The sequence below is a fragment of the Thomasclavelia sp. genome (genome assembly GCF_047249845.1).
Classification (GTDB): Bacteria; Bacillota_I; Bacilli_A; order Erysipelotrichales; family Coprobacillaceae; genus Thomasclavelia.
Genome location: NZ_JBKTWO010000148.1, coordinates 1 through 2,012, shown reverse-complemented (window position 1 = coordinate 2,012; position 2,012 = coordinate 1). Strand labels below are relative to the sequence as shown.

Annotated in this window: 1 protein-coding gene and 1 pseudogene; both read right to left on the bottom strand. The window is 29.0% G+C overall.

What is annotated here, in order from left to right; all coding sequences use genetic code 11:
- A partial coding sequence (locus tag ACLR9T_RS14165) for a PRD domain-containing protein (RefSeq protein WP_413110117.1) occupies positions 1–426 on the bottom strand: 426 nt, incomplete at its 3' end.
- Positions 427–2,012: pseudogene (locus ACLR9T_RS14160) on the bottom strand (hypothetical protein); the annotation flags it as partial.

Genomic DNA, 2,012 nt, shown 5'->3' with positions numbered 1-2,012 from the left:
CTCTAAAGCAAACTTCGTCACATCTCCATAATCTAATGCTTCCTTTGTTACAAGTCTTTCTATTAAACAACTGATATGAATATATAAACCCATAATCGTTTGATTAGAAAATTCAACATTTAGTAATTTTTGAAGTTTCTCAATTGATTCAGAAACAGATTCAATTAATCGTGTTGGTTCTAAAATCGTTAAATGTTTCATGACATTTTCTAAAGAGAAATTCTTCATTAAATTTCTTTTGAATTCATTAATTTCATGAGCAGTTAAATAAATTGAAAAATCACTATAAAGCTCATCCACCTTATTCATACTCATAATATCTTCTAAAGAGACAAATGAAACTTCTGGTATCTTTGGATCACTGACACCAAAGATAAATAAAATATTTTTCTTCTCAAAGACATCTGTTTGCTGAATTGAATCCATCTATTCAAAATAATCATATGTTAAAATATCAACATCTATATTCTTTGGTAAACTCCTAATAAAGAGTTCTGATAAACGACGTGCCGTATTCACCCCATTTTCTGATGTGAAAATAATCGCTGGTTTTCGTTTGGTATTCTCTATCAAACGATAGGAAGTTTGGGAGATATCATTGACCTTTTCAAGAATATGTTTTAAAGATTCATTTCTTAAGATCAAGTATCCCGCTTCTAATGCCAATCCCGTAGAAACATGATTAATCACACCTATATCACTTTGAGCAACAGCCATTAATGATTCACCAATATCGTGTAAAGACCCCATATCAACCATCACCAATAAATCATTTTTTGTAACAACTCTCACTAAATATTGTTTAATCTTCTCAACAATCTCATGAGTTGTTGTTTCTATTGGCATATCAATGGAATCAAAGACATGTCTTCCAATCATTGTATTAACTGCATCAGAAATACTGGTTGCAGTTGAATAACCATGGGAAACAATAATACCTAAACATTTCTTTTTAACCATCCCACGAATATAATCAGCTAACAAAACAGTAAAGATTGTTTTATTGATTTCATCAAATTTAATACCTAATGAATCATAGATATAAAGATGAATACACTCTATCATTTCATATTCATTTTTAAATGATTGCTGAATAAATAAAGAAAGTTCATGAATTTTTTGATGATGTGTTGTAAACCAAGTATTCATAAATGACCTATTCTCTTTGATAAAATAAATACTTTTTGATATGAGTGAAGTGAAATTAGTTGGTTCATTAACATTGTAATTTTCAAAAATAGTATCAAAGATATCATTAATAGACAATTCAATATGACGAATCTGTTTTTGATCAAATCTTTTATTGAATTGTAGATATTCAAAATATTGATGATAATGTCTTTTGATAACATTCATAAATTCATCTAATTGACCATCATTACTCATAAAAAACTTTTCTGTATCTTGTAAAAGAGAATCAAATATCTTTTCAACTTGTTGATTTTCTTGTCCTTGTTGATAATTTTGAACATCTATAAAAGACAATTCATTTTTATATTCATTCATATCGTGTGATTCAACAGATAAAAGAGGAGCTGGTAAATGATATGTATAGATTTTTAAATGATCTTCTTGATGATGATCAGCATTGGCATTGGCACAAATAATTTGGATAATGTTTTTTAAGCCATCAATATTATCGGTATACTGATAAGCCATTAATTTTCCCATAACGTTTGTACTGACAATAATTTTCTTCCCAATCTTTCTTGATTCACTTTGGAAATAACGGTATATATATGCCTCTTTTTCTTCGTTGTATCTTTCATAGAGAGTTGGCATTGTACAAATAATAGGGATATCCTGAAAAATATCAAGTTTCTGTTCATGATTCATCGTTGCTTCAAAAACAATTCTCGCTGTCGATTCAAAGCAGAGTGCATATAAATCATCATCGCTGCATTCAGGACTAAAATCACGAATGATTTTTTGGATAAGCGGCAATGAAAGATATTGAGCATTACGAATATAAACCATCCCATTTTGACTTTGTAAGATTTGTGATGGATAGG